This window comes from Nonomuraea sp. NEAU-A123, from assembly GCF_018603905.1.
Classification (GTDB): domain Bacteria; phylum Actinomycetota; class Actinomycetes; order Streptosporangiales; family Streptosporangiaceae; genus Nonomuraea.
Map to the genome: position 1 here is coordinate 385,537 of NZ_JAHFZZ010000010.1, position 18,973 is coordinate 404,509.

Sequence of the window (18,973 nt, forward strand, 5' to 3'; positions counted from 1 at the left end):
GGGCGGTGTTCTGGTTGTACGCCGCCACCCTGATGCTGCCGCTGCTGTGGATGTTCGGCATGTCCATCCGCCCGAACGAGGACATCCTCGGTAGTTTCTCGCTCATTCCGCAGCGGACCACGCTCGACAATTACCGGACGTTCTTCACGGACCCGGTCTGGTATTCGAGCTACCTGAACTCCATCATCTACACGTCCATGAACGCGGTGATGTCGCTCATCGTGGCGCTGCCGGCCGCTTATGCCTTCTCCCGGTTCAGGTTCGCCGGGGACAAGCACCTGTTCTTCTGGCTGCTGACGAATCGCATGGCGCCGCCGGCCGTCTTCCTGCTGCCCTTTTTCCAGATTTATCAGAGCGTGGGGTTGTTCGACACCCATCTCGGGGTGGCCATCGCGCACATGCTGTTCAACGTCCCGCTCGCCGTCTGGATCCTCGAAGGGTTCATGTCCGGAATACCGCGCGAGATCGACGAGACGGCGGCGATCGACGGCTATTCCCTGCCGCGATTCTTCCTGCGCATCTTCCTGCCGATGATCCGCTCCGCCGTAGGCGTGACGCTCTTCTTCTGCTTCATGTTCAGCTGGGTCGAGCTGCTCATCGCCAGGACCATCACCTCGGTCAACGCCAAGCCCATCGCCGCCACGATGACCCGGACGGTGAGCGCGGCCGGAGTGGACTGGGGCCTGCTGGCCACGGCGGGCGTGCTGACCATCATTCCCGGCGCCATCGTCATCTGGTTCGTCCGCAACTACGTGGCTAAGGGCTTCGCCCTCGGAAGGGTCTGACGATGCAGTGGATGGTGTGGACCCTGCCCACGGCCCTGGTCTTCATCGGCCTGGCGCTGCTGCTGTGCGGCATGGCGATCTGGGGCCACTTCTCGCCACCGGTCGCCCGGCGCGGCTTCCTGCGCATCGAGACCGACCGTGGTGACCGCTTGTACATCGGCCTGATCAGCGCGGCCGTCGTACTCGCCGGTTGGATCGCCGTCACTGACCTGTCCATGTGGCTGGCTCTGGCGTGCGCGCTCCTGGTGACGATCGTGATCGGGATTTGGGGCTGACCGAAGGAGGCATTCAGGCGATGAGACGTCTTAGGGGCAGAACCACGGCGGTTGGTCTGGCCGTGCTCGTCCTGCTGGCGAACGGCTGCTCGGGCGGCGAGCAGCAGCCCAAGAGCGACTTCACCGAGGCCGAGGGGAAGGCGGCGGCGCAGAAGTGGGTGTCCAGCGAGTTCACGCCGAGCACCCTGTCCAAGGACCAGCAGCTCGCGGAGATGGACTGGTTCACCAAGGCCGCCGCGCCGTACCGCGGCATGGAGATCAACGTCGTCTCCGAGACGATCACCACGCACGAGTACGAGTCGCAGAAACTCGCCAAGGCGTTCACCGACATCACCGGGATCAAGGTCAAGCACGACCTGATCCAGGAAGGTGACGTGATCGAGAAGCTGCAGACGCAGATCCAGGGCAACCAGAACATCTACGACGCCTACGTCAACGACTCCGACCTCATCGGCACCCACTCCCGCGGCAACTACGTCTTCCCGCTCTCCGACTACATGGCGGGCGAGGGCAAGGCGATCACCTCGCCCACACTCGACCTGAACGACTTCATCGGCACCAGCTTCACCACCGGGCCGGACAAGAAGCTGTACCAGCTCCCCGACCAGCAGTTCGCCAACCTCTACTGGTTCCGCTACGACTGGTTCACCAACCCGGCGATCAAGAAGCAGTTCAAGGACGCCTACGGCTACGACCTGGGCGTGCCCGTCAACTGGGCGGCATATGAGGACATCGCCGACTTCTTCACCAACAAGGTGAACGGCAACGGGACCGTCGACGGCAAGAAGGTCTACGGCCACATGGACTACGGCCGCAAGGACCCCTCGCTCGGCTGGCGCTTCACCGACGCGTGGCTGTCCATGGCCGGCAACGGCGACCCGGGCATCCCCAACGGCCTGCCGGTGGACGAGTGGGGCATCAGGGTGGAGAACTGCCGCCCGGTCGGCTCCTCGATGACCCGCGGCGGCGACACCAACGGGCCCGCCTCGGTCTACGCGCTGACCAAGTACGTCGACTGGCTGAAGAAGTACGCGCCGAAGGAAGCGGCCGGCATGAACTTCAGCGAGGCGGGACCGGTGCCGGCACAGGGCAACATCGCCCAGCAGGTCTTCTGGTACACCACGTTCACCGCCGACATGACCAAGCCGGGACTCCCGGTCGTCAACGCCGACGGGACGCCGAAGTGGCGCATCGCGCCCAGCCCGCACGGCATCTACTGGAAGGACGGCAACAAGCTGGGCTACCAGGACGCCGGCTCCTGGACCCTGCTGAAGAACACGCCCAAGGAACGCAGGGCGGCGGCCTGGCTGTACGCCCAGTTCGTCACGTCCAAGACGGTCTCGCTGAAGAAGTCGATCACCGGCCTGACCTTCATCCGCGACTCCGACATCAAGAGCGACTACTTCGCCAAGAACGCGGCCAAGTACGGCGGCCTGATCGAGTTCTACAACTCACCCGCCCGCAAGCAGTGGACGCCGACCGGCACCAACGTGCCCGACTACCCGAAGCTCGCCCAGCTCTGGTGGCAGAACGTCGCCACCGCCGTCACCGGTGAGACCACCGCCCAGCAGTCGATGGACAACCTGGCCAAGCAGCAGGACGACATCCTGTCCCGGCTGGAGCGCCGCGGCGGCAACTGCGCGCCCAAGCTGAACCCGGAGCAGCCCGCCCAGTACTGGCTGGACCAGCCCGGCGCCCCGGTGCCGAAGCTGGCCGACGAGCGCGGCAAGCCGGCGACGCTGGACTACGACAAGCTTATCGCCCAATGGAAGACCGGAGGCTGATCAGTCGCGGCGGGACCGGCGGGTAATCTGTCGGTCCCCTCGCTTAGTGTGCCTACGCGGCCAGTAAGCGCGAATGATTGGATCAGTGCCGTGGAGGCCTCTGTCGAGCAGCTCGTGTACGTCCGTGAGGACGAATACACGGTTGCCCGGATGAGCGCCGAGTCCACGCCCGGCTTCGTCGCCGCGGGCCGCGCGCTGGCCGGCGTCCAGCCGGGAGAGACGCTCGAGCTCACCGGCGAGTGGGGCGAGCACGCCCGCCACGGCAGGCGCTTCACCGTGACGGCGTGCGAGCGGGTCGTGCCGTCCACCACCCGGGCCATCCAGCTCTACCTGGGCTCCGGCCTGATCCGCGGCATCGGCCCGCGGCTCGCCCAGGCCATCGTCGGCCACTTCGGCGAGGCGACGCTGACCGTCATCGACACCGAGCCCCAGCGGCTCACGGAGGTCGTCAACATCGGCCCGGCGCGGCAGGGCCAGATCCTGGAGGCGTGGCGGGAGCAGAAGGAGATCGCCGCGCTGATGGTGGTCCTGCAGGGCTTCGGGGTCAGCCCGCTGCTCGCCGCCAAGATCTTCCAGGTCTTCGGCCGCGACTCGGCCGAACTCGTCGCCTCCGACCCCTACCAGCTCATCGGCCGGGTGCGGGGCATCGCGTTCGGCACCGCCGACAAGATCGCCCTCCAGTCGGGGGTGCCGGAGCACAGCCCGCAGCGGATCAAGGCGGCGCTGCTCGACCGGCTGGAGAGCGCCGCCGCCAGGGGCGGCCACTGCTACCTGTCGATGACCGCGCTGCTCACGCAGACCGCCGAGCTGGTCGAGCAGGATCAGGACCTGGTGCGGCCGATGATCGACGCCCTCACGGCCGAGCGGCGGGTGGTCGTCGAGGCGGCCCCCGACCAGATCGTGGTCTATGACAAGGAGCTGCACAGCCGCGAGCTCAAGCTGGCCGAGCACCTCGACAGGCTGTGGCAGGCCCGCTCGACGCTGCCCATGCGGGCCTTCCAGGAGGACCCCACGCTGCACGACGACCAGAAGGCGGCCGTGACCATGGCGCTGACCAGCACCGTCTCGGTCCTCACCGGCGGTCCTGGCTGCGGCAAGAGCCACACGGTGCGGGTGATCGCGGCCACCGCGCGGGCGATGGGCGGCCGGGTGACGCTCGCCGCGCCCACCGGGAAGGCGGCCAAGCGCCTGTCGGAGCTCACCGGCCTGCCCGCCATGACCATCCACCGGATGCTGGCCCAGCAGCCCGACCCTGACGCGCTGTTCGACCAGACGCCCGCGCAGGCCGACCTGATCGTGGTCGACGAGGCGTCCATGCTGGACCTGCACCTGGCCACCCGGCTCACCTCGGCCATCCCGTCGGGCAGCCACCTGCTGCTCGTCGGCGACAGCGACCAGTTGCCGAGCATCGGTCCCGGCAGCGTGCTGGCCGACCTGCTGCGCGTCGAGGAGATCCCGCGCGTACGGCTCACCCACGTCTTCCGGCAGGCCGACGGCAGCGGCATCATCCAGAACGCCCACCGCATCAAGGCCGGGCGGCTGCCCGCGATTCCGGGCGGCGGCGGCTTCTGGTTCGAGGAGCTCGACGACCCCGAGGCGGTCGCCGAGCGGGTCGTCCACCTGGCGACGGTGGCGATCCCGCGCAAGCAGGGCGTCGAGCCGGGCCAGGTGCAGGTGCTGTGCCCGATGCGCAAGGGCGTGGCGGGCACCGCCGAGCTCGGCCGCCGGCTCCAGGAGCGGCTCAACCCGGCCAAGGAAGGACGGGCCGAGCACTGGTCGGGCGCCTCGGCCTTCCGGGTCGGCGACCGGGTCATGCCGATCCGCAACAACTACGACAAGGGCGTCTTCAACGGCGAGACGGGCACGATCACCGACATCGTCCAGGAGCAGCGGCTCGTGGAGATCGTCATCGACGACGGCGACACGGTGACCTACGGCTTCGACGAGCTCGACGACCTGACCCACGCCTACGCGATCAGTGTGCACCGCTCGCAGGGCAGCGAATATCCGTTCGTGGTCGCGCCGCTGGTCGCCGAGTCCGGCGGCATCATGCTGCGCCGCAAACTCCTCTACACCCTGGTCACGCGGGCCCGGTCGTGGGTGGTGCTGGTCGGCGAGCGCAAGGCCCTGGAGCTGGCGGTGGCCCGGCTCGGCGACCGCCGCAACACCGGCCTCACCCGGCGTCTGGCCCATCTGCTGGCCTGACATCACCCTGGCGTCCGGCTCATCTGCTGGCCTGACATCCCCCGAAGGAGCACCATGGCCATCGACTTCACCCTCGCCCCCGAACACGAGAAGATCCGCGACCGGGTCCGGGCCTTCATCCAGGGCACGGTCGTCCCGGCCGTCGACGAGGTGCCGGAGAGCGACCGCGAGGCCTACCTGCGGACCATCTTCCGGCTGCGCGAGAAGGCCAAGGCCGAAGGGCTGTGGCTGCCGCACATGCCCAAGGAGTGGGGCGGCATGGGCCTCGGCCACGTCGAGCTGGCCATGGTGCAGTCGGAGGCGGCCAAGACCCGGCTCGGGCCGTGGGTGCTCAACTGCATGGCGCCCGACGAGGGCAACATGCACACGCTGCTGCACTGGGCCGACGATGAGCAGAAGGAGAGATACCTGCGTCCGCTGCTCGACGGGAGCACGATGTCGTGCTTCGCGATGACCGAGCCGGAGGTCGCCGGCTCCGACCCCACGCTGATCCGTACGCGGGCGGTGAAGGACGGCGACGAGTGGGTGATCAACGGCCACAAGTGGTTCATCTCCAACGCCCGCCGGGCCGGCTTCGCCATCCTCATCGCCAGGACCGAGCTCGACCTGCCCGAAGGGGCGCGGGGCGCCAACACGGCCTTCCTCGTCGACCTGCCCTCGCCGGGCTGGAACGACATCCGCGAGGTCGAGACCATGCACGGCTCGACGGGCCACAGCGAGATCGTCATCACCGACCTGCGCGTGCCCGACGGCCAGGTGCTCGGCGGGCGGGGCAACGGCCACCGGCTCGGCCAATACCGCCTGGGCCCGGCCCGGCTGGCGCACTGCATGCGCTGGATCTCGCAGGCGGAGACGGCGCTCGACATGATGGTCGACCGCGCGCTCAACAGATACAGCCACGGCTCGCTGCTCGCCGACAAGCAGGGGGTGCAGTGGCTGATCGCCGACTCGGCCATGGAGCTCTACCAGTGCAAGCTGATGGTGCTGCACGCCGCGTACAAGATCGACAAGGGCGAGGACTTCCGTACGGAGGTGTCGATGGCCAAGCACTTCGTGGCCAACAGCCTCAACCGCATCATCGACCGGGCGATCCAGGTGCACGGCGCGCTCGGCTACTCCACCGACACCCCGCTGGCGAACATGTTCCAGCACGCCCGCTGGGCCAGGTTCGCGGACGGGGCCGACGAGATCCACCAGATGCGCATCGCCGAACGGACGATCGCCGCCTACCGCGACTCAGGCTCGACCGGTGCAGCCACCGGTGGTCTCCCCCTGTGACCCACCGTCAGAGGCTGAGGGCTCTTGGGGCGAGAGGGTCGCCCGCCTTCCGCCAGGCGACCCCGTGGGCGGCACAGCGAGTGGTCGGCGACGGCACTTCCCCCTTCTCCAGCCAAGCCTCCGCCGAAGTACGGCAGGGTCGTCGGAGGAGGCGGGCCGGCCAAGGTCGCTGCTTTACAGTCGTTGGTAAGGGACCAGCCCACCGCTTCGGTCGCCGCCTGCATGAGTTATGCGCACTGGATATTGGCACTAAAGCCGATATCGATCCGGGAAAGCGCATGGAGCGGTGCAATAGGCCGCATGGAAGACAGATCTCAGCGCACATCAGGCAGGGCGATCGTCGCAGCCGCAGCAGTAGCGGTCATCGCATCAGTAGTAGCCATATCGGCAATTGCCTGCAGTAACGCAGAAGTCACGCCCCAGCCGCCGATCACTCGCCAGCCAACATTGCCCACACCGCCCCCAGAGCTACCCGCCCCGATGGGCGTTGCTGGGCGATGGCGGCGATTACTGTGGTTACTCCCCGCCTTTGCCCTCATCACCGCCCTCGGCTGGGCTGCGGCGGTCCTGCCTGTGCTCGGCTGGGCCCGCTGGACCCTGGTCGGCGCCGCCCTGACCGCGACCGCGAGCATAGTCATTGCCCTATTGCTCGGCCCTGGTGCACGGCGCTTGGCCGGCGAGCAACATCCGCTAACCGCCGCCGAACGCAAGCAGATGACCGCCACCGAACGCGTCGAGGCGGTCAACGCCGCCCGCCACACCCTCATCCAGGCCGCCACCGGCTTGGTCGTCATCGGTGGCGTCGTCTTCACGGCTCAGGGCCTGTTGTACACCGCCGAGTCTTTGGAAACCTCTCGACAAGCCCAGCACACCGCCGAACAAGGCCAAATCACCGACCGCTACACCAAAGCTGTCGAACAACTTGGCTCCGCCAAATTGGACGTCCGCCTCGGCGGCATCTATGCCTTGGAACGCCTGGCCATCGACTCTCCCCGCGACCACCCCACCGTCTACGATGTACTGGCTGCTTTCCTTCGCGAACACGATCCTCAGCTCGGAGCCAAGATCCCGAGAGAACCGGCCACCGACATCCAGGCAGCGCTGACCGTCATCGGCCGCCGCAATCCCACACTCGTCGGCAGTGCAATCAACCTCGCCGACACTCACCTTCGTGGCGCGAACCTGCCCTATGCAAATCTTCGCGGCGCGAAACTGCATTATGCAGACCTTCGCGGCGCGGACCTGACCGGCGCAGATCTCCGCGGTGCGAATCTGGACAGCTCAAAGCTGCGCTACGCCTACTTGGGCGATGCTGACCTACGCAATGCGGAGCTTCCCAACGCGGACTTACGCGAAGTGAACCTGCCCGACGCGGACCTGCGCGGCGCGTTCCTGGGCAGCGCCGACCTTCGCGAGGCCGACCTCCGAGACGCGGACCTGACCGGCGCGGACCTGGGCAGCGCGAACCTGCTCGACACGAACCTGGACAACGCGAATCTGCGCGGCGCGGACCTAACCGGCATCGTAGGGGTTACAGAGCAGGCGATACGAAGCCGAGCTCGCGTCGATGCGTCCACCCGGTTCTGACTACGAACACCCCGGTCGCGCCGCTACGGCATGCCGTCGGGTGACGGGGACTGAATACGGCCTGCTTTGGAGCTTGCGTCTCAAGTGGATCGATGGGCAGGTAAGCCCGCTCACCCCGTGACGGTCCGGATGAGCGCGGCGCTGTCGGTGAGGTCGAAAAAGACGACGTCCGCGCCCGCTGCCCTGAGGTCGGTGGGGCTGCTCTTGCCCGACGCGATAGCGATCGCGCGCGCTCCGCCGTCCCTCCCCGCGATGACATCTTGAGGCGTGTCTCCGATCAGCACAGTGAGGTCACGGCTGTAGGTCAGCCCGTTCTTGCTGCGGGCGCGATCCTGTGCGACGGGGACAAGGCGGGCGCGTACGGAGTCATCCTCCCCATAGGCGCCGATCTCCAGATCAAGGAGTCGGTTCAACCCGAAGATCCTCAGCTTGGCTTCTGCTGATGCCTTCGTGTTCCCCGTCAGGACGGACTGCGTGATGCCGCCGACGCGACTCAGCGCCTGTAGGGCGTTGAGAGCGCCTGGGAGGACGCGGCCCCGCAGGCGCATCTCATGGGCGCGCTCCTCGTAGCCGCGCGCCTGAAGGTGGATGAACCTCTCGAAGTAGTCGTCAGAGCGAGGTATCCCGTGCATGTCGGTCTCGCCGAAGATGACCAGTTCGGTTCGGCCACTGACCTCAGCCATGTCGTTCATGGGCGTTCCGGTCACTTCGGCGAAGGCGGCGGCGAAGACCTCCCGCCCCACCCCGCCCGTTTCGAGCAAGGTGTGATCGATGTCCCAGAGAACGAGCCGGTTCGTGACCACGCGGACCGTCCTTCCCGCTGATGGAGACTACGCACGCCAAGGCTCTCACGTGGATGGTGGCTTCGCCGGTCGGGCCAGCGAACGCCGCCCGCGTCGCCTTGGCGGCCGACGGCAGCATCGTGGCGTGCCGCGAGAGGTAGGTCGCCGGCGCGGTGGCCCAGATGCTCTCGAACATCGTGGGCAGCGAGGCGGTGCATTTGATGTCGATCGCTGCCACGGTCCGCTCGGGGTGGTAGGCGGGGAAGGCTGCGGCGAGCATGCCGCCTCAGCCGCCCTCGCGCACGTTGATCAGCCGGAGAGCAGTCGGGATCAGTTCTCAGTGACCTCGTCGAACCGGCTCGTCGTCATGACCAGTTGTCCTTCACACGACAATGAGGTCTCTACTGCTGTCTTCGTCTGGAGGAGCGTGAGCAGGAACTGCAAGCGGAACGCGATTCCAACCGCGAGCTGATGTCCGCGCTCAACAGCCGACGATGACTGTCTGCGTACTTGTGTGAGTGCTCCACCGAGTAACCGGATACGTGCACAGCTCAGGCATCGCGCTCGGCAGGCAGGAAGATCGTCTGCTGGTTCTTGCGGGCGGTTCGGGCGGCCGGGATGCGGGCAGCGGTCGTGGCGGGCAGCTTGATGGCCGCCTCGTCCCAGGGCCAGAACTGGGCGGCGTCGAGCTCGTCGGTCTGCAACCGGATCCGGCAAGGATCGGCGATGATCCCACCGTCGAAGATGAAGTTCATCATCGGCCGCCGCCGATCCCCCATCGGGGCCACCCAATCGACCACGAACAGAGCGCCGACAGGGACCTGCAGGCCGAGTTCCTCGCCGACTTCGCGCGCGGCGCACAGCTGAGGAGGCTCACCGTCGTCCACCATCCCGCCGGGCACCGCCCAATAGGAGCGGTAGTTGGGTTTGACCAGCAGGACGCGATCGGCGTCATCGGTGAGCAGCATGCACGCGGAGAGGTGAACGGTGGGCAGGCTGGCATACCACTGCTCGGGCGGCAGATAGGTCTGACTCACCTCATCCACGCTACCCCGGCACGGGCTGCCCGCCCGCGATTTGGCCGATCTGTCCAGAGGGCAGCTGGTCCGGCAGTTGATCGAGGAACGCGCTCACCTCGGCGACGGGCCGATACGGGATCAGCACGTCGGCCAGCAGGCATCGGCGCTGGGATCGGGGCGCGGCGTGAGGTGGTCAGAGCCGCCAGGCTGCGCGGGCCCGGCAGGTGAGTGATTGTCTGCGCCTATCTCGGCCCAAATGACCTTCCCGCCGCACTGGGAGGGGTAGGTGCCCCAGCGGCGCGCCAGGGCGCCTACGGCGCTCATGTGGGGGTCCGGTGGGGTAGTGCCTGGTGGGGTGGGGTCGGTGTCCCACACGTCGATGATCAGGGCGTCGGCGCGGCGGTGGACCCGGATACTCACGGCGGCGATGGTGGCGGGGTTGATATCGGAGTATCGGGGGTTGGGGTCGGGGTGGCCAGTGTTCTCGACGGCGCGGGCGAGCAGGTGGCCAGCGGTCTGTTCGGCGGGGTGTTCGAGGTGGGGTAGGCCCCACACTCGGGTGGCGATGCGGGCGACTTGCGCGCCGATGGTGATCGCGGTGTGCAGCGCCAACAGGGTGACCTCGGAGGCGCGCACGGTGGGCGGCACGGGCGCGAACCGGTCGCTCATGAGGCCCCCCGATCCTCGGTGGGGAAGAGGAACGGTTCGGCGTCGCGGAGATAGTGCGCGAGCGTCGGTTGGACAGTGCAGGCCCGCCGCGCCCCCTGGGGCCACCATCGCCGCAGGAATCCGGGGCGGCACAGCCGGCATCTCCCGCGCGGGTCGACGCGGTGCCGGGCGTTGATCCCCAGCAAGGCACCGGCCAGCCGTAGGAGCCACCGTTCGGCGGTGGCTTGGTCCACAACGATCGCGGGAACCTCCGCCGCGATCACCTGACCGAGCAACTCTTTCAGCCGTCGGTCATGGACCTCGTGGACAGGTGCCGGGGTCATGGCGTGGCCTCGGTGGTGTGGGACATCACCAAGACATCAGCGCCGGTCTCTATCTCGATCAGGGCGCGCATGGCCTGATAGATGCCGTCGAACTCCGACAGATGCTCCGGAGCGGGGATCACCACGGTGCTGATGTCGGGGCGGCACAGCGCTTGGAGAAGCTCACCAAAAGCCGACGGCCGGTACGGGTGCGGGTGCTCGGTGTAGATGTCGACCAGGTCCAGCCCGGACCGCGCCGCGAACCCGCGCAGGCGCGCGGTGACCTGCTCGCTGGCGGCGGTGTCCGTGTCTGGTCGAAGCCGCACGTACCCCACCGCCCGGCGTCGTGCTGTGGGTGGGAGGGCCGATCCGGGCAGCGGTCCCGGATGCGTGACCGGTGCGGCCCCGACGATGGGGCGGCCCGAGTTCGCAAGGTAGTCCCTGCCGATCACCGGCTCTGGTGCTGCGTGTTGTGTGGTCACAGTGTGCCTTTCGCGCTGGTCGGCTGGGAGGTGCTCCCACAGTGACCAGCCGCCCGCACATGCGGCCATGACCAATAACGCATATGGATATGCGCCCCAGCGAATACCTGGATTCGCAACGTGAGCGCGTGGTTACATTCGGAGCGAAGGGATCTCCGATGTGGCGGTGAGTCCAGATGACCGACACGCAGGCGCGGCGCTGCCGCTGCGGGACACGACTAGCGCGCGACAACACCAGCGGCCGGTGCGCGGCATGCACCACGGGCGCGCGTGAGGCGACTGGTACGCCCGCCGGGCCGCCGAGGGTGCCGCCGGAGTTCTGGACCCATCCTGGTATGCGCTCAGCGCTCGACCAGTGGCACATGGGCAAGGTCATCGCGGCCTATCGCGCCCACCCGCACCACGGCCGCCCCCTACGACAGGAAACGGTGGCGGCGTGGGTGGGCATCACCCAACCCCAACTGTCCAGGATTGAGAACGGCCCGCCGATAACCAACTTGGGCAGGCTCACACAGTGGGCGCAACTGCTGCACATCCCGGCTGATCGGTTGTGGTTTCAGGTACCGCAGCAGCGCGCAGCGCCCCCACCAGCGCACACCTCAGCCCCGGCCGCGGAACCGCCCCCGGTCCCTGTTCCGGTGCCAGAGCGGGCCACCGTCTCGGGGGCGGGCGAGGATGCGGCAGCGGCGGCGGTGGCGGCGTGGCGGGCGGTGGACGCCCAAATTGGCGGCGCTCACCTGTACGCGACCGTCACCACCTACCTACGCGACCACCTCAGTCCCCGCATGTTCGGCGGTGAGGGGGCGCAGGTGTTCACTGCGGCCGCAGCACTCACAGAAATGGCCGGGTGGATGGCGCATGACGCAGGAGACGACGACCGCGCCGGGCGGCATTTCGCGCGGGCGCGAGACCTGTCCGGCGTGGGCGACGACCCCCATTTGAGGGTTCACGTGCTCGCGAGCCTGGCCCACCTCGCGCACCATCGGGCCCAGCCCGATGACGCTATCGGCTACGCCGCTCAGGGACAGCGCGAGTTGACGGCGGGGCCGGCTCACCCCGAACTGGCGGCGCGGCTGTGGGCGTTGCAGGCTCGCGGGCACGCCGCCGCAGGACGATCACGGGAAACGCGCGCACTGTTGGGCCACGCTGAGACCGCCCTGCAGGGCAGCCACAGCGCGGCCCCGTCGCCCTGGGTGTCGCCGTTTGATGCTGCGTCCCTCGCCGGAGACGCGGCCCGGTGCATGCGGCGGCTCGGCGACCTACTCGCAGCCCAGCGCCACGCCCAGCGAGTTCTGGAGCTGCGGCCAGCCGGCCGCACCCGCTCCCGCGCGTTCGGGCACCTCACCCTGGCCGGTGTGCTCATCGAACGCGGCGCGTTGGACCAGGCGTGTGCGGTCGCGACCGATGTTCTTCATACCACCGGGTCGCTAGGCTCGTATCTGGTGATTCAGCAACTACGCGATCTGCGCGACCAGCTCCACCCGCACCGCGCCACCGCGTGCGCGCGGGGCTTCCTCGACCACCTGGCCGAGGCGCTGCGGCAGCGTGAATGGCTCTACCAGCTCACCACCGACATCACCCAGCCAAGGACCAGCCCAACCCCATGACCGAGCCCGACACCCGGCCGCTCTATGAACGCGATCCCGCCGCCTACCGCGCGCACCTGACCGAAGGCAACGCCCGCCAGGCCCGCAAGCGCGTGGGGGTAGACGCCCTCATTTGTGATGATCACGGCCGTGTGCTGCTCGTCGACCCCACCTACAAACCCAATTGGGATCTCCCCGGTGGCATGGCCGAAGCCAACGAACCACCGCTTGATGCCCTCCGCCGAGAACTGACCGAAGAACTCGGCCTCCACCTCCCCGAGGACATGGCATTGGTGTGTGTGGACTGGGTGCCACCACACGGCCCATGGGACGACTCGGTGATGTTCATTTTCAACGCCGGAATCCTCACCCCCGACCAAACCGCCGCGCTACGCCTTGCCGATACCGAGTTGGGCGCCTTCGAGTTCTGCACCCCCGACCAAGCACAGAAGCGGCTCCGGCCGTACGTGTGGGCACGCCTACAGGCCGCGATCACCGCCGCTGACGCCGGCACCGTCGCATACCTGCACAACGGCCACCCCGTCAGCTAGCCTGCGCAGCGCGGGGCTCGGGCGTACGCCGCCCTCGTGACAGATGCGATTATTCCTGCTGTGGCTGAAGATTTTCGGTTGCACTTTATTGGGCATTTGCCGGGATATTTGGCGGCGAGTGAGGAGACAGCGCCACGGCGGCCAGCGCAAGAGGTCTACGACGCGGCACCCCCATCAGCGAACTGATCAAGCTTGCCGGACTGCGGTGGAAGATCGAAGAGAACAACGCCCAGAGCAAAGACCTGCTCAGCCTGACCCAGTACCAGGTCCGCAGGTGGACGCCCTGGCACCGGCACGTCACCACCGTCATGCTCGCCCTGGCCTTCCTCGCCGTCACCCAAGCAGCCCTACCACCAGACACCGACAAGCCATCCGACCAGGGAAAAGACCAGCAGACGCACCTCAAACCACCCTGACCGCCACCCCACCCCGCCTGCTCCGGCCCTCGCTCGCCGAGATCCGCCGCATCCTGGCCCGTCTGTTCATCCCCGGACCCGCGCCATCGACCATGTCCTGGCCTGGTCAGCCTTCCGCCGCCTCCACCAGACCCGCTCGCTGATCAACACTACCGCCGCCACGGCGACCCAATGCCGGGGCACGATGGCGGAACCCGGCCATGCTGACCCCCCGCAGCCGAACCGACGGGCGCGGGACCGCGACGTCCACCCACGCCCGGTCAGGTGACGTCCCGGTCGGCAACACATGGCCAGTCTAGGCATCAGGGGATCACCGGTCGTCGGCGGCCCGTCGCCGTGAAGTCCAGCAGCAGTTCGCCGACCGTCTCGGGCGCTTCCAGCATGGGCAGGTGCCCGACGCCGGGCAGCAGCTCGACCCGCGCGCCCGGCACCGCGTCGTACCGGTGCGCCGACGACGGCTCCCAGCGGGGGTCGGCAGCACCGAAGATCACCAGCACGGGGACGTCGAGGGCGGCCAGACGCTCCGGCACGCTCCGCTCGGCGATGTAGGCGGTGTTGCGGCGCAGCACCGTCCTCATCACGCGGTAGGTGATGCCCCGTACGTCGGCGACCACGTCGTCCGGGAGGTCCACCGGGCGAGCGGCCGTCGCGCTGATCCCCTTGCGGATCATCGCATCCGAACGCCTCGGCCACATGAGCGGGCCCAACGGCGGGGCCAGCAGCACCCGAAGGATGAACGGCTGCCGGAGGAGCGCATCCGGACTCGGGCCGCTGCTGATCAACGTAAGCGAACCGACGAGGTCGGGACGTTGCTCGGCGAGCGCGGTGGCGACGTAGCCGCCGCTGGAGTGCCCGGCCACGGCGACGTGTCGAAGCCCGAGGTCGTCCAGCAGCGCCGCCACCTGACCCGCCTGCGCGGGCACGTCATACGACGTCGCGGGCGGGGACTGGCCGCAACCCGGCAGGTCGACCCGAATCACGTGATGGTGGCCGGCCAGCGCCGTGACCACCGGACCCCAGAAACCGCCCGAGGCGCCCGACCCGTGGATGAGCAACAACGGCGGCGCCTGCCGCGGGCCGTCATGGACCACGTGCATCCCATGCGAGTGCTCAATGTCGTATTCACTCATGCGAAGACTATGCATGGGCGGCCGGCTGTCAGTCTTGGACAAATGTTCCCGCGGAGTCGAAGACCGGCGGCCGTCGCCATAACGGCTGTACCGAGGTCTCCAAGGCCGGAACACGGGCCTGGCGGTCTCATTCTCGCGCGGCGGGAGCCATGGAGATGTTCCAGAAGTCGGCGTAGCGGCCACCGTGGTCGAGCAGTTCGTCGTGGCTGCCTTCCTCCACGATCCGACCGCCGTCCAGAAAGACGATGCGGTCGGCGCGTTGGACGGTCCGCATCCGATGCGCCACCATCACCACCGTCCGGCCCGCCATCAGGCGCTGGATGCCCTCGTGGACGGCCGCCTCGTTGACCGGGTCCAGCGCCGAGGTCACCTCGTCCAGCAGCACGATGGGCGCGTTCTTCAGCAGCGCCCGCGCGATCGAGACACGCTGGCGCTCACACACGGGCTCGCACACCAACTGCGCAGCATCGAGGGCATCCAGCGGACCATCCAGGGCGAGATCCGTCTCCCCCTGCCACGGCGATCAGGGAGCAGCCAAGTGAGCGTCAAGCAGCAGGTCATCACCGACGAACAGTGGGGGTACGCCCGCACGATCTGGGACTACCACCAGATGCGTCACGACCTGCGCCGCTGTGATGTTGCCATCGGTCTGGGCAGCCACGATCTGGGAGTCGCGAGAGCAGCGGTCGAGCTGTACCGCGCCGGGTGGTTCCCGCTGCTCGTCTTCTCCGGTGCCACCAGCCCCACCACGGCGGCCCGCTTCCCCCGCGGCGAGGCCGTCCACTTCCGCGAGCACGCGCTGGAACTCGGCGTGCCCGACGAGGTGATTCTCCTGGAGCCGAACGCGACCAACATCGGTCAGAACATCGGCCTGTCCCGCCAGATGCTGGCCGATGCGGGTATCCAGCCCGGTTCGGTGCTGCTGATCTCCAAGCCGTACATGGAGCGCCGGGCGTACGCCACCGCGCGGAAGGTGTGGCCCGAGGTCGAGGTGGTGTGCGCCTCCGAGCCGCTGGAGCTGGACGACTATGTCAGCTCGATCGGCGATCCGAAGCTGGTCATCGACATGCTCGTCGGCGACCTCCAGCGCGTGATCGAGTACCCCAAGCTCGGCTACGCCGTGGAGCAGCCCGTCCCAGGAGAGGTCCATGACGCCTACCAGGCTCTTCTCCGCGCCGGATTCGACAGCAGGCTTCTTACGCCCTGACCTGCCGTACGGCGAGGTGTTCGCCATCCACCAGCCCAACCTCTTCCTCGGCTCGCGACCCTGGCCAAGCTGTTCACCGCCGACTACTGGATCGTCCTGGACGACGTGCAGTTCGCCCGCAGGGACTACCAGCACCGCGCGCGCCTCGCCTCGCTCGACGGCTCGCGGCCGCCGCAATGGCTCTCCATCGCCACGCATCTGCCACACGGCCGCTCCAGGTGCATAGTCATGACGGGAATGAGCGCGAACGTGGCGGTCAGTCGGAGATCCTCGCCGCCTCCGAGCTGGAGGTGGGCTGGCGCAGGGGCCTGATCTGCGACTACATCGCCGATGCCCTGCTCCTGCTCGGGTGAGCCTACGTGGTGCTGTCGGCCGCGGTGGCTGCAGGCGGCGCGGTGGTCACCAGCTTCAGGCCGTAGGCGGTGAGGATCGGGGCGATCGGCTGGAAGTAGGTGGTGCCGCCCGAGGTGCAGTCGCCGGAGCCACCGGAGGTGATCCCCTGGGTCGAGGCGACAATTCAGCCCGTCGAGGAGCGTGAGCTGTGATCAGCTCCCGCGATGAGCTTTGCTTGAAACGCCCATAGCCATCTTCGGGTAAGCGGCGTTGACTGACGGTGTCCGGTCACCTGTCTTCGGGCGGGATGCACCGGCGATACCCAGGGCGGAGGCGGTCATGTCCGCCGAGACCGTGATGTGGGTGGCCGTCATCGTCGGGATGATGGTGGTGGTGCCGGCTGTCGGCTCATTCTGGCTGCGGAGGCGTCGAGGCCGCCTGCGCAAGCGATTCGGCCCTGAGTACGAACGCACTGTTGCCGCCGCGGGCAACCGCAGGGCGGCGGAGCGTGAGATGCGAGCCCGTCGAACGCGATCGGGTCCACTCGACATTCAGCCGCTCGATCCCGACTCACGCCGCGGCTATGCCGACAGGTGGGTCTCGGTCCAGGAGCGTTTCGTGAATGAGCCGAGTCCCGCGGTCAGCGAGGCCGATCTGCTGGTGAGGGCCGTCATGGCCAAGCGCGGCTATGCCACCGAGGACTTCGCGCAGCAGGTTTCCGATCTGTCGCTGCGACACAGCCGCACCCTGGAGCACTACCGCCAGGCCCATGAGATCAGCGGGCGCGCCGGGGACGGTTGGGTGTCGATACAGGAACTGCGGCAGGCCATGACGCACTATCACGCCTTGTTCGACGACCTCATCGGCGGCGATCAGCGGACCCTCCGGGCTCAGGCTGCCGCTCGACCACCCAAGACACTCCCACACGGTGCTGCGGCTCCCCGCCGGTAGGCCGCGGAGCGCTCAGGGGGACGCGAGCCGAGAACACGATCGACGGATCCACCCCGTGGCGGTGTCACGGAAGACTCACGGAGGTGTCAGGCCGATGGCGTTGCCCCGGCAGGAAAACCAAAGCCGCCTTCTCACTGATGGCGAATCTTCTGCTGTGAGCGCCGAGGAGAGCAGCGCCGACGAAAGCCACAAGGAACGCATCGACCGCGAACTTTCCGAGCTCCTGCAGGGGCTGAGGGTCATGGTGACCGGGGTGCAGGTGCTCTTCGCCTTTCTGCTGGCGATGCCGTTTCAGAGTGGCTTCGCCAAGGTGGACACCTCGGGCCACTGGCTGTTCTTCATCGCGTTGACGGGGTCGGCCACCGCCTCGGTCTGTTTCATCACGCCCGCTGTTCAGCACCGGTTGCTGTTCCGTACCGGGCTGAAGGAGAAGATCGTGCATCGCGCCAACGAGCTGGGGCTCGTCGGCGCCGTATCACTGGCGGTCGCGATCACCGCCGGGGTGGCTTTGGTGGCCGAGGTTGTGCTCGGCAATTGGCTCGCCATCGTGTTCGGTGCCGCGGCGGCGCTGGCGACCTGCTGGCTGTGGCTCCTGCAGCCGATCATCGACCTGCGCCGCCAGGCAACGGCCAACCCACCGCAGACAACACACAACGAGGACGGCCGGGCGGCGGTGAGCAGGCCCTGAGGTGCTCGGCAAGATACGCCCTTCAACCCCTTTGGTGGGAGAGTACATGGACATTGATGTCGCCGAACGTGAACACCTGGCGGTGGATGAACTGAAGGCACGGTTGGCCAGAGCGTTCGCCCGCAGCCATTCGGCTGAACGGGTACGTTCTGCGGTAGTGGTGGCCCACCACCGTTTCGATGGGCGGCCGATCCGTGACTTCGTTCCGATCTTCGTCGAGCGGATCGCCAAAGAAGACCTGCGCCGGTCCGCTTCCTAGCGCTGATGTCTCTGCACGCCAGAGGAAGGCCGGCTGGCCGGGCACTTCCAGTCAATGTCTCCCTCTGGGATGCGGATACGGGCGTTGTCAGCTCAAGGCCGTGCGTGCCCAGCCGAGTGCAGCGGTGGGGTTCATCCCGTGTGGGATGCGGTTGGTGGGGGTGTAGTTGAGCCATTGGTCGATGAGCCGGCCGAGGTGTTCGGGGACGTCCGGGGTGAGGTGATCGGCGCGGTCGGGCCGGGTGCCGGCTTGCATCAGGTGGCGGACCTGAAGCAGGTCGGCGTCGGTGCCGATGGTGGTTTCGATCTCGCGTCGTAGTGGGGCCTGGCCGGTCAGTAGCCAGTAGGCCAGGGCGCCGACGCCGTACAGGTCGGACAGGCCGCTGGGGGCGGCGTCGGTGGCGCCGAGTTGCTCGGGGCTGGCGAACCATTTGGTGCCGCCGGGGGATACCGTGGAGACGCTCTTGCCGGCTTGGTGCAGTTGGGACATGCCCCAGTCGATGATCCTGATGTTGGCAGGGCCGTCCAGGACGATGTTCTGCGGCTTGATGTCGAGGTGGATGATGTCGCTCAGGGCGGCGGCCTGCAGCCCGGCCAGCACCTGATCCAGGACCTGCAGGCTCCACGCCAGCGAGACGCCGGCGCCTGCCCGTTGTTGGAGGTGGAGGTTGAGGCTGCCGGGCTG

21 protein-coding genes and 1 pseudogene are annotated in these 18,973 nt (G+C 67.8%); 14 read left to right on the forward strand and 8 right to left on the reverse strand.

The features are described 5' to 3' along the window. Window positions 1-32: 32 nt before the first annotated feature. The 6 genes from KLK06_RS31670 to KLK06_RS60315 all read left to right on the forward strand — a co-directional run bounded on the left by KLK06_RS31670 (window position 33) and on the right by KLK06_RS60315 (window position 7,914). Window positions 33-785, forward strand: a complete 753-nt coding sequence (locus KLK06_RS31670) for a carbohydrate ABC transporter permease (protein ID WP_372454864.1) — start codon at window positions 33-35, stop codon at window positions 783-785. A gap of 2 nt (window positions 786-787) precedes the next feature. Continuing rightward, window positions 788-1,060 (forward strand): DUF2160 domain-containing protein, encoded by a 273-nt coding sequence (locus KLK06_RS31675; RefSeq protein ID WP_214639318.1) that lies wholly within the window; start codon window positions 788-790, stop codon window positions 1,058-1,060. 20 nt (window positions 1,061-1,080) lie between these two features. Continuing rightward, window positions 1,081-2,844 (forward strand): ABC transporter substrate-binding protein, encoded by a 1,764-nt coding sequence (locus KLK06_RS31680; RefSeq protein ID WP_214639319.1) that lies wholly within the window; start codon window positions 1,081-1,083, stop codon window positions 2,842-2,844. Window positions 2,845-2,934: 90 nt separating this feature from the next. Beyond that, a complete protein-coding gene (locus KLK06_RS31685) occupies window positions 2,935-5,049 on the forward strand; it encodes an ATP-dependent RecD-like DNA helicase (RefSeq protein ID WP_308168531.1) in 2,115 nt (704 codons plus the stop codon). Between the two features lie 54 nt (window positions 5,050-5,103). Next, window positions 5,104-6,327 carry an acyl-CoA dehydrogenase family protein gene (locus KLK06_RS31690; protein WP_214639320.1) on the forward strand — a complete coding sequence of 408 codons (1,224 nt, stop codon included), beginning with the start codon at window positions 5,104-5,106 and terminating at the stop codon, window positions 6,325-6,327. A gap of 222 nt (window positions 6,328-6,549) precedes the next feature. Next, the gene (locus KLK06_RS60315) at window positions 6,550-7,914 is read left to right on the forward strand and encodes a pentapeptide repeat-containing protein (protein ID WP_250906287.1); all 1,365 of its coding nucleotides are present in this window, start codon (window positions 6,550-6,552) and stop codon (window positions 7,912-7,914) included. A gap of 110 nt (window positions 7,915-8,024) precedes the next feature. On the opposite strand, the gene KLK06_RS31700 is transcribed toward KLK06_RS60315, so the two are convergent. From KLK06_RS31700 to KLK06_RS31720, 5 genes are all read right to left on the reverse strand, one after another. Then, window positions 8,025-8,717, reverse strand: coding sequence for a haloacid dehalogenase-like hydrolase (locus tag KLK06_RS31700; RefSeq protein ID WP_214639321.1), 693 nt, complete (start codon window positions 8,715-8,717; stop codon window positions 8,025-8,027). Window positions 8,718-9,247: 530 nt separating this feature from the next. After that, entirely contained in the window at window positions 9,248-9,733 is a 486-nt protein-coding gene (locus tag KLK06_RS31705; RefSeq protein WP_214639322.1) for an NUDIX hydrolase, read from the reverse strand. A 120-nt stretch (window positions 9,734-9,853) separates the two neighbouring features. Then, complete coding sequence (locus tag KLK06_RS31710) at window positions 9,854-10,384, reverse strand: hypothetical protein (RefSeq protein ID WP_214639323.1); 531 nt, start codon at window positions 10,382-10,384, stop codon at window positions 9,854-9,856. Next, a complete protein-coding gene (locus KLK06_RS31715) occupies window positions 10,381-10,707 on the reverse strand; it encodes a hypothetical protein (protein ID WP_214639324.1) in 327 nt (108 codons plus the stop codon). The genes KLK06_RS31710 and KLK06_RS31715 overlap by 4 nt, the downstream gene beginning before the upstream one ends. Next, window positions 10,704-11,012 (reverse strand): recombinase family protein, encoded by a 309-nt coding sequence (locus tag KLK06_RS31720; protein WP_214639325.1) that lies wholly within the window; start codon window positions 11,010-11,012, stop codon window positions 10,704-10,706. Before KLK06_RS31720 ends, KLK06_RS31715 begins: the two co-directional genes overlap by 4 nt. Window positions 11,013-11,503: 491 nt before the next feature. Between KLK06_RS31720 and KLK06_RS31725 the strand changes: the two genes are divergently transcribed. Together KLK06_RS31725 and KLK06_RS31730 are read left to right on the forward strand one after the other, a co-directional pair. Next, complete coding sequence (locus KLK06_RS31725) at window positions 11,504-12,775, forward strand: helix-turn-helix transcriptional regulator (protein ID WP_214639326.1); 1,272 nt, start codon at window positions 11,504-11,506, stop codon at window positions 12,773-12,775. Then, window positions 12,772-13,305 carry an NUDIX hydrolase gene (locus KLK06_RS31730; RefSeq protein WP_214639327.1) on the forward strand — a complete coding sequence of 178 codons (534 nt, stop codon included), beginning with the start codon at window positions 12,772-12,774 and terminating at the stop codon, window positions 13,303-13,305. Before KLK06_RS31725 ends, KLK06_RS31730 begins: the two co-directional genes overlap by 4 nt. 718 nt (window positions 13,306-14,023) lie before the next feature. On the opposite strand, the gene KLK06_RS31735 is transcribed toward KLK06_RS31730, so the two are convergent. Both KLK06_RS31735 and KLK06_RS31740 read right to left on the reverse strand, forming a co-directional pair. Next, window positions 14,024-14,851 (reverse strand): alpha/beta fold hydrolase, encoded by an 828-nt coding sequence (locus KLK06_RS31735; protein ID WP_250906288.1) that lies wholly within the window; start codon window positions 14,849-14,851, stop codon window positions 14,024-14,026. Window positions 14,852-14,978: 127 nt separating this feature from the next. Continuing rightward, window positions 14,979-15,293 carry a hypothetical protein gene (locus KLK06_RS31740; RefSeq protein ID WP_250906289.1) on the reverse strand — a complete coding sequence of 105 codons (315 nt, stop codon included), beginning with the start codon at window positions 15,291-15,293 and terminating at the stop codon, window positions 14,979-14,981. Window positions 15,294-15,389: 96 nt separating this feature from the next. Here KLK06_RS31740 and KLK06_RS31745 point away from each other — a divergent pair, with 96 nt between their 5' ends. From KLK06_RS31745 to KLK06_RS31765, 6 genes and pseudogenes are all read left to right on the forward strand, one after another. Then, window positions 15,390-16,058 (forward strand): YdcF family protein, encoded by a 669-nt coding sequence (locus KLK06_RS31745; RefSeq protein ID WP_308168532.1) that lies wholly within the window; start codon window positions 15,390-15,392, stop codon window positions 16,056-16,058. 57 nt (window positions 16,059-16,115) lie between these two features. After that, a pseudogene (locus tag KLK06_RS63170) lies at window positions 16,116-16,247 on the forward strand (WbqC family protein); the annotation flags it as partial. A gap of 29 nt (window positions 16,248-16,276) precedes the next feature. Then, window positions 16,277-16,411 (forward strand): hypothetical protein, encoded by a 135-nt coding sequence (locus tag KLK06_RS61775; RefSeq protein ID WP_284735180.1) that lies wholly within the window; start codon window positions 16,277-16,279, stop codon window positions 16,409-16,411. A 319-nt stretch (window positions 16,412-16,730) separates the two neighbouring features. After that, entirely contained in the window at window positions 16,731-17,342 is a 612-nt protein-coding gene (locus KLK06_RS31755) for a hypothetical protein (RefSeq protein ID WP_214639328.1), read from the forward strand. Between the two features lie 94 nt (window positions 17,343-17,436). Beyond that, window positions 17,437-18,030 (forward strand): DUF6328 family protein, encoded by a 594-nt coding sequence (locus KLK06_RS31760; protein ID WP_214639329.1) that lies wholly within the window; start codon window positions 17,437-17,439, stop codon window positions 18,028-18,030. Between the two features lie 46 nt (window positions 18,031-18,076). Next, on the forward strand, window positions 18,077-18,289 hold the full coding sequence (locus KLK06_RS31765; protein WP_214639330.1) for a three-helix bundle dimerization domain-containing protein: 213 nt from the start codon (window positions 18,077-18,079) through the stop codon (window positions 18,287-18,289). 87 nt (window positions 18,290-18,376) lie between these two features. Here the strand turns inward: KLK06_RS31765 and KLK06_RS31770 are convergent. Beyond that, window positions 18,377-18,973 (reverse strand): protein kinase (locus KLK06_RS31770; RefSeq protein ID WP_214639331.1); only part of this gene is annotated, 597 nt, incomplete at its 5' end.

Bases quoted from the DNA above. Each gene is read 5' to 3' on its own strand.
- KLK06_RS31670 (WP_372454864.1), top strand. From the start codon at position 33: ATGCTGCCGCTGCTGTGGATGTTCGGCATGTCCATCCGCCCGAACGAG.
- KLK06_RS31675 (WP_214639318.1), top strand. From the start codon at position 788: ATGCAGTGGATGGTGTGGACCCTGCCCACGGCCCTGGTCTTCATCGGC.
- KLK06_RS31680 (WP_214639319.1), top strand. From the start codon at position 1,081: ATGAGACGTCTTAGGGGCAGAACCACGGCGGTTGGTCTGGCCGTGCTC.
- KLK06_RS31690 (WP_214639320.1), top strand. From the start codon at position 5,104: ATGGCCATCGACTTCACCCTCGCCCCCGAACACGAGAAGATCCGCGAC.
- KLK06_RS60315 (WP_250906287.1), top strand. From the start codon at position 6,550: ATGAGTTATGCGCACTGGATATTGGCACTAAAGCCGATATCGATCCGG.
- KLK06_RS31710 (WP_214639323.1), bottom strand. From the start codon at position 10,384: ATGAGCGACCGGTTCGCGCCCGTGCCGCCCACCGTGCGCGCCTCCGAG.
- KLK06_RS31715 (WP_214639324.1), bottom strand. From the start codon at position 10,707: ATGACCCCGGCACCTGTCCACGAGGTCCATGACCGACGGCTGAAAGAG.
- KLK06_RS31725 (WP_214639326.1), top strand. From the start codon at position 11,504: ATGCGCTCAGCGCTCGACCAGTGGCACATGGGCAAGGTCATCGCGGCC.
- KLK06_RS31730 (WP_214639327.1), top strand. From the start codon at position 12,772: ATGACCGAGCCCGACACCCGGCCGCTCTATGAACGCGATCCCGCCGCC.
- KLK06_RS31735 (WP_250906288.1), bottom strand. From the start codon at position 14,851: ATGAGTGAATACGACATTGAGCACTCGCATGGGATGCACGTGGTCCAT.
- KLK06_RS31755 (WP_214639328.1), top strand. From the start codon at position 16,731: ATGTCCGCCGAGACCGTGATGTGGGTGGCCGTCATCGTCGGGATGATG.
- KLK06_RS31760 (WP_214639329.1), top strand. From the start codon at position 17,437: ATGGCGTTGCCCCGGCAGGAAAACCAAAGCCGCCTTCTCACTGATGGC.
- KLK06_RS31765 (WP_214639330.1), top strand. From the start codon at position 18,077: ATGGACATTGATGTCGCCGAACGTGAACACCTGGCGGTGGATGAACTG.